Below are 7,744 nucleotides of genomic sequence, written 5' to 3'. Positions count from 1 at the left end.
GGTTGAAAGCACCGGTCTTGAAAACCGGCATACGTTAATAGCGTATCTAGGGTTCAAATCCCTATCTCTCCGCCACTATTAAGAAGCCTCGCTAGAAATAGCGAGGCTTTTTTCATTTCCGCACATCTTTATTACTCTATCTGTGCTTGCCAAAAATCAATTCCATATGCGATCTACTTTTCGACAAAGTAATATTGGTATCGGTCTTGGTTGTGACGTTTTGATTTTTGCTAAGAAGTGCAGTTGCCTCTAAAGCTGTTCATCCTCATCACTGCATGCTGTCCCGATAAGGTTGTTGGAGATGCTTTGTTAAGGTGTTGAACCATCTATTGCCTTATCGTTCTCTTAAAGCACTACCATTGCTTCTCTAGCCCCTTTTACTGGATAGACCGAACAAATAAGCATACTCAAATAGCCACTGTTTCACTGATGTATCTTTTTGTTTTGCTCAGTCTAGCGATGCGTGTGCTCTATTGCCTAAATCTAGCTACGTCTTAAAACCATACATCAACAGGCTAAAGTTACGTATTCCTGCATCTTTTAAAATTGTTTTGGATTCTGCTGGAATGACAGGATCAGAGTAGTCAAAAGAGAAGAGTGAAAGTGAAACGATAGTGAGTTGCTAGGAAGTTGGAAATTACTTGGGAACCAATGAATTTGATAAACATATTGATGTAAGGACTAAAGGGTTAATAGCAGGCAATAAAAAAGCCGACAGGTAAGCTGTCGGCTTGGTTAGGTCATCTTAAGTTAGTCATTCTGTACGAGCGTGAGAGCTTTACGAGAGACTTCGTGAGCAGCTTTGGTTAGATTTTGCTTCTCTAGTGTGTCTGCTAGGAATGCATAGTCAGAGACGTCAGAGCGAAGCTTTAAGGCGATCTCAAAGTGATCCTGGGCTTCTTGCCACTTCTCTTGACGGAAATAGAAGTGCGCTAATGCGCTATGGGCAGCGGCGTTATCCGGTTCTTTCTTCACTACTCCCTCTAAGAAGACCACGACAGGGTGGGTATCTGGCAGATTTAGATCTGGCAGTAGTTGATAAAGCTCTGGGGCTGGTTGTTTTTTTAATGCTTCTTTTAGCACGGTAAAGGCTTCTGCATCAGCTTTTCGTGTGATGAGTTCTCGAGCAAAACAGGCAACGAGGTGTGTGTCTTGTTTCACTTTACGTGAGAGGCTATTCCAATGGGAGATTAGCCCTTCGCTACCCTGTTGCTGCGCTACTTCATGGAGTAAGCCGCACTGCGCCTTTTGAATCAGCTCTGCATGTTCTTCGTCCGAGATGAGTTTTGCTTTGGTTAGTTGTGGCAAGAGGTCAATAAGAGGTTGCCACAACTTTAGCTGCATGTACGTTGTTTTCAGCAAGTTCAATACAATAGAGTTACTCGCATACTGACTTTTTAACGATTGCAAGGTATCGAAAGCGGACTCGAACTCGTTGTCGCGGATAAATTGTTTCGCTCGAGTCAGCTCTACTGCGAGATGGGCGTTCTCTTGTTGGCTCGCTAGCTCTAGATAGTGATCTCGTTTTGCTTTATCACCTTGACCTTGTGCGGCTTCAGAGGCAACTAAGTAGCAAAGCAGCGGCATATCGTGATGATTTGCCCAGCGAGTTACTTTTTTCTCAGCACCTTTCCAGTCACCTTCTAGAAGTTTAATAATGCCTTCATTGGTGTATCGGCGGGAATGGCGCATTTTGCGAACACTGAAGTAGTTCCATGTTGTAGAACTAGCATAAACTAACTTCTTAATCAGGTACTCAAGCAGAAAAAGACCTGCGAGTGCTGCGATAACGAAAACCACTAATGTCGTTACGCTCATCTCGATCGTTTTCTCGGCAATGGAGATGAGTACATAGCCTTGCTGACCAGAAAGCTGGGTGCCAACAAATAGTCCTGCGCCTAGTACAACAAATAGGAAAATAAGACGAAACATTACTTATCCTCCATGCCTGTCATCGTTGTGACTTCACGACGTAGGCGTTCACGGATGACATCTGATAGTTGAGACTGACTTTGCAGTTTTGTTGGGTATTCCACTTGAATATTTTGCTGACTTAGCAGGTTAACCGTTTTGTTGAACTCTTTAACGGAATTATCGTCTTGGTTGAAGAAAGCTAATGCCCATTTGTCGGCTGTTTTTAGAGATGTGGTGTAAATTTCACCTTGTTCTTGGTACACCGCTTTTATTGCCGTTTCCAATTTGGCTTTGATGTTTTCTTTCAGGTAAAAGTGTTGCTCAGGAGAAAGCAGTGGAATGACGTTACCATCGCGCGTGCGGAAGGTAATGAAGTTTTCTGAAAAGTCCTTCAAAGAGGTCATTAAGTTATCTTGCCAGTTTGCGATATCTTCAGACACTTCAGTGTTTTCTACGGCTTCAGCTTCAGGTAGCAGTGCATTGGCGAGAGGGAGCTTGTCTACTTGCTGTTGCAGGGCAGTTAAGCGTAGTACCAATCCATCACGGTCAATTAGCGGGATAGTGCGAAGTTTGGTGATATCGTTTGCCATTGCTTTACGTAGTTTGACGAGACTAGGGTCATTCAGCGCTGCAATGCGTTGGTCTGCACTTTCCATCAGTTGAGTCGCGCTTTCTACATCGTGCTCTAAGAACAATTTACGGCCGGCTAATTTGACGAGGTAATCGGCTTCCGCCAATAGCCAGTCGTTTGGTCGACGACCTTTCACATCGGCAACGGCGAGCTGTAAGCTTTCAATGCTCTTCTGTTGCTGTCCAAGTACCACTTCCGCTTTGTGTGTCACGGTTGTTGCTTTCTCGATGGTTTCTTCTTGTACCCGGCTGAGCTCTTGCTTCATGGAAGCTTGAGTGCTTTCTAGCTGACTTTTTAGTTGGGCGATCTGCGCTTGGTAATCGGCTTGCTGTTGATGCAGCTTGTACGCGAGGCCACCACCAAAAATAATCGATAAGATGATAGCGACCGTGCCTAGTTTGACACCGCGTTTACCTTGTTTTTCTTCAAACTCGACTTTGGTTGGCTCTGCTGTTTTTGGGGGCTCGGCCGCTTGTGGTTGCTCTTTTTTAAGGTCCGCATCCTGCTGCGATGTGGTTTTTTCGACTAGCGGTGTCGATGAGGTTTCTTCGGAAAGGTTTTTATCGTTATTTTTTTGGTCGTTATTTTTACTTGTCATGCCTATATCCTGTGTAGCTAGGGCTGGAGAGCCGCCAGTAATTCTTGGTTGGATGCGCTTCCCGTGCATCTCACGCGAGTGAACCCCCTTTGAATTGCGATGTCAGCGATACGCTGACTGGGGATATACAACTCTTGTTGATTAAGCCAAGTCAATTGCTCCGACGTCAATTGGCTGCACAAATAATCCAGTTGTTCACCACTGGTGACAATAATCTGGTTAATTTGTAGGTTTTTCCATAGTGAGATACAGCTTACTGGATCGAATGGGATGAATTCTCTCTTGTAAGTCTCACTATAGTGAACTTTTGCGCCACGCCTCACCAATGCATCTTTGATCAGCTCTCTTCCGCCGTTACCACGAAGGATAAGAACTTGTTGTTGTGCCACATTGTTGAGCTCTGGCAGTCGCAATAAGTGTTCACTATCACTGACTTGGGGATAGTGTACTTTCTGTTGGGTACATTTGCTTAAATAGTGTGCTGTTTTTTGACCAACGGCAAGGTAAATAGCTTGTTTCGGCCATGACATCCCGTTGCTGGCTAAGATTTGCTGTGCACATTGCACTGCATGTCGACTAACAGCGATAACAATTTGAGCTTGATGTAGATGTTTAGAGAGGTGCGTGTCCGTGAGATCGGCGACAATGTCGATCAGAGGATGGTGATATGCGGAAATGCCGTGCCTTTCGAGCAGAGAGCAAAGCGCGTTGCCTTGCTCTCCCGGCCGAGTGACCAACACTGCCATGGTTATTCGTGATCTGCGTACAGCTTAGTTAGGATTTCACGAGCGCCGTTATCTAGCAGCTCATTGGCTAGCTGCACTCCTAATGCTTCGCCGTCTTTACGATGGCCACGAATTTCACCACGCACAATTTCGCTGCCATCTGGTTCGCCAACTAATGCGCGTAGCCAAATGTTGTCGCCGTCTAGCAGGGCATAGCTGCCGATAGGTACCTGACAGCCGCCTTCTAGCGTAAGGTTCATTGCGCGCTCACACAAAACGCGGTCTACGGTGTCTTGGTGGTTAAGTGGCTCAAGCAGCTTAAGCAGTCTTTCATCGTCAAGGCGGCACTCAATACCGACAGCACCTTGCCCTACCGCTGGTAGTGATTGCTCTGGTTCGATAAAGCTACGAATGCGCTCTTCAAGCATCAATCGTTTGAGGCCAGCCGCAGCAAGAATGATTGCATCATACTCACCCGCATCTAACTTACCAAGGCGAGTGCCCACATTACCGCGAAGCTCTTTGATGATGATGTCCGGACGATATTCTTTCAGTTGGCATTGACGGCGCAAACTGCAAGTACCAACCACGGCACCTTGAGGGAGCTCATCAATGTGGCTATAGGTATTAGAGACGAAGGCATCACGAGGATCTTCACGCTCACAAATGGTCACGAGGCCAAGGCCTTCTGGGAAATCGACGGGTACGTCTTTCATTGAGTGAACGGCGAGGTCTGCACGTCCTTCTAGCATCGCGATTTCAAGCTCTTTTACGAACAAGCCTTTGCCGCCAACTTTTGCTAGTGGTGTATCTAAAATCACGTCACCTTTGGTCACCATGGTTACTAACTCGACTTCCAAGCCAGGGTGAGCGGCTTGAAGGGCGTCTTTAACAAAGTAAGCTTGCCATAAAGCAAGAGGGCTTTTTCGAGTTGCAATGCGAATCGGTGTGGATTGTGTCATGATCTTCTCAATGCTGTTTGGATTTGGGTTTATCCTACCATTCTCATCAAGAAATGCTTACTGTTAGTTCGTTATCTCTGAAGGCTATGAATGGAATTACATGACGTTATGAAAATAGTGTGACTGGATTCTCAATTAGACTAAGGACTATTATTAGTAATAGGTAATAAGAGCGAAACTACCGCGCGATTAATTTTGTGACTAAAGTATGGTTTTGTATCCAGAGTGATACGCGGGCGTGAAGCTTTACCCGCACCAATAAAAGTGTTAAATTGATCACGTTTTTAAGCCATTTTGGTTTAAAACGTCAGCAGATTTTCGTGATTGTTCAACCAAGGAATTCCCCTTGCAGGCTTACACCCAAAAAATCATCCAGCGACTAGATAATTTGAATCAGCAGCGAGTTGATCGCGCGCTGGCGCTTATGGATTCGCAAAGCCAGCAAGTCTTCCATTTGATTCCTGCCTTGTTGAATTACAACCATCCTGTAATTCCTGGCTATTATGATGCCGATGTCCCTTTTGGTGTGCATGGGCTTGAACTAAATAGCATTCAGCAACAATTCATAGATGATATTCAACTTGCCATTGGTCAGCCGCTCAAGACGGTAGAAAAGCCCGCTATATTGGGTTTGTACACCATGGGCAGTACCTCCTCGATTGGTCAAAGTACTTCCAGTGATTTGGATATTTGGGTGTGTATCTCACCAGAGATGGATTGTGACGAACGCGAGTTATTGACCAATAAATGCTTACTCATCACGGATTGGGCACAAAGCAAAGGCGTGGAAGCGAACTTTTTCTTAATGGATAAAGAGCGCTTTAGAAGCAATCATTCTGAGGAGATGACAGGTGATAACTGTGGTTCATCTCAGCACTTACTTTTGCTAGATGAATTCTATCGTAGTGCGGTGCGTATTGCCGGACAGCGTTTGTTATGGCAAATCGTGCCGCCAGAAATGGAAGAGTGTTACGACGAGTACGTTTCTCAACTGTGCAGTGATGGTTACATCGACTGTAGTGAATGGATCGACTTTGGTAAATTGAACTGCATTCCTGCTGAAGAATACTTCGGCTCGAACTTGTGGCAGTTATACAAAAGCATCGACTCTCCCTACAAATCGGTATTAAAAGCCATCTTGCTAGAAGCTTACTCGTGGGAATACCCGCATACTCAATTGTTAAGCATCGACACTAAACGTCGTTTCTTTGCCCATGAGCCTGATCTCTATGGCATGGATGCGTACTACTTAATGTTGGAAAAAGTAACCCGTTACTTAGAGCGAATTCAAGACGATACACGTTTGGATTTAGTGCGTCGCTGTTTCTATCTCAAAACCCATGAAAAATTATCTCGTGAGCCGAATGTTGGCTCAGTAGCTTGGCGTCGTGAAGCGCTGAGCGATATGATTGCAAAATGGAATTGGGATGCCAGTGTCGTTGCAGAGCTCGATGACCGCCGTAATTGGAAGGTTGAACAAGTAAAGGTGGTACATCATGCATTGCTGGATGCGTTGATGCAAAGCTACCGTAACTTGATTCAATTTGCGCGTCGTAACGACATCACTTCTGCTATCAGTCCGCAAGACATCAGTATTTTGGCCCGTAAACTTTACGCAGCTTTTGAAGTATTGCCGGGCAAAGTAACGTTACTAAACCCACAGATTTCACCTGATCTGCACGAGCCTGACTTGAGCTTTATCGAAGTGAAAAAAGGGGGGGTAAACAAGTCTGGTTGGTACCTCTATAAACAACCGCTTATTGCGCACCGCATTTTGGGGCAACCATATCTAGAGCATCATGAATACTTGAGTAAGTTGGTTGCTTGGGCATTCTTCAATGGCTTGATTACTGAATCGACTCGTTTACATGCCGTGGTACGTGAAGCGCAGCTAGATATTGATAAGTTTTACCAAATGGTGAGTGACTTACGAAATACTTTTGCGTTGCGTAAGCGTCGTCCATCTATGCAGGCGCTAGCGAGTCCTTGTGAAATAAGCCAGCTTGCGATGTTCATCAACTTCGAAAATGATCCGACGTCTGAACTTTCTGGTCGTTCGTTGAAAGTGGATGTTAAGAACACCGATATTTTTAGCTTTGGTCCAGAACATAAAAATTTAGTCGGCAGTGTTGACCTTGTTTACCGTAACTCTTGGCATGAAGTGCGTACGCTGCATTTCAAAGGGGAAACGGCGATGCTGGATGCACTGAAAACCATTTTGGGCAAAATGCACCAAGATGCGTTGCCACCAGAATCAGTGGATGTGTTCTGCTATGCGAAGAACATGCGTGGTGTGATGCGTAATATGGTTTACCAGCTTTTAGCTGAATGTATCGACTTACGCTTAAAACCAGTAGAGCAAGAGAAACGCCGCCGCTTTAAAGCGATGCGTCTTGGTAACCAGACTTATGGGTTGTTCTTTGAACGTCGTGGTGTGTCGGTGCAGAAGCTAGAAAATTCCATCGATTTCTACCGCAGCATTTCCACTAACAAACTCAAAGGCTCGCCGCTGTTAATGCTCGATCGTGAGCAAGAATATCAAATGCCTGAAGCGGTGGATGGGTTTGCCAGTGAAGGTCTAGTGCAGTTCTTCTTTGAAGATAACGAAGATGGCTTCAATATTTATGTGTTGGATGAGTCAAATCAAGTGGAAGTGTATCACCAATTTAGCGGCTCTAAAGATGAAATGATTTCGTCTGTAAACAGCTTCTACACGTCGGTAAAAGACGATAGTCGCGTCGCGTCTAAGTTTATTAACTTTAACCTGCCTCAGTACTATCAAATTATTCACCCTGAAGAGGGGAATGCGTATATCATTCCTTACCGTAATGACGGTTGTTCACCGAGTCGCCCGACCAAAACTGTGAACGCGTAATTAAACCCGTATCAATAAACAAAAAGAGCACTTCGGTGC

5 protein-coding genes are annotated in these 7,744 nt (G+C 45.1%); 1 reads left to right on the top strand and 4 read right to left on the bottom strand.

Annotated elements, in window-relative coordinates; genetic code table 11:
- Positions 1-750 precede the first annotated feature (750 nt).
- From R7Z50_RS22175 to hemC, 4 genes are read right to left on the bottom strand one after another with little or no spacing between them, the layout of a single operon-like run.
- Positions 751-1,932 carry a heme biosynthesis protein HemY gene (locus R7Z50_RS22175; protein ID WP_104975683.1) on the bottom strand — a complete coding sequence of 394 codons (1,182 nt, stop codon included), beginning with the start codon at positions 1,930-1,932 and terminating at the stop codon, positions 751-753.
- Positions 1,932-3,143, bottom strand: coding sequence for a uroporphyrinogen-III C-methyltransferase (locus tag R7Z50_RS22170; RefSeq protein ID WP_206971043.1), 1,212 nt, complete (start codon positions 3,141-3,143; stop codon positions 1,932-1,934). Before R7Z50_RS22170 ends, R7Z50_RS22175 begins: the two co-directional genes overlap by 1 nt.
- Positions 3,144-3,160: 17 nt before the next feature.
- Entirely contained in the window at positions 3,161-3,889 is a 729-nt protein-coding gene (locus tag R7Z50_RS22165) for a uroporphyrinogen-III synthase (protein WP_005383386.1), read from the bottom strand.
- 2 nt (positions 3,890-3,891) lie between these two features.
- Positions 3,892-4,830 carry a hydroxymethylbilane synthase gene (hemC, locus tag R7Z50_RS22160; RefSeq protein ID WP_206971042.1) on the bottom strand — a complete coding sequence of 313 codons (939 nt, stop codon included), beginning with the start codon at positions 4,828-4,830 and terminating at the stop codon, positions 3,892-3,894.
- Between the two features lie 346 nt (positions 4,831-5,176).
- On the opposite strand from hemC, the gene R7Z50_RS22155 reads away from it, so the two are divergent.
- Positions 5,177-7,705 carry a class I adenylate cyclase gene (locus R7Z50_RS22155; protein WP_053350817.1) on the top strand — a complete coding sequence of 843 codons (2,529 nt, stop codon included), beginning with the start codon at positions 5,177-5,179 and terminating at the stop codon, positions 7,703-7,705.
- Positions 7,706-7,744 lie beyond the last annotated feature (39 nt).

It is taken from the genome of Vibrio sp. 1249-1 (assembly GCF_033340495.1).
This window is presented reverse-complemented; position numbering and strand designations above follow the sequence as displayed.

What these genes read in the sequence shown, in the direction of transcription:
- R7Z50_RS22175 (WP_104975683.1), bottom strand. Translation starts at nt 1,932, where the DNA reads ATGTTTCGTCTTATTTTCCTATTTGTTGTACTAGGCGCAGGACTATTT.
- R7Z50_RS22170 (WP_206971043.1), bottom strand. Translation starts at nt 3,143, where the DNA reads ATGACAAGTAAAAATAACGACCAAAAAAATAACGATAAAAACCTTTCC.
- R7Z50_RS22165 (WP_005383386.1), bottom strand. Translation starts at nt 3,889, where the DNA reads ATGGCAGTGTTGGTCACTCGGCCGGGAGAGCAAGGCAACGCGCTTTGC.
- hemC (WP_206971042.1), bottom strand. Translation starts at nt 4,830, where the DNA reads ATGACACAATCCACACCGATTCGCATTGCAACTCGAAAAAGCCCTCTT.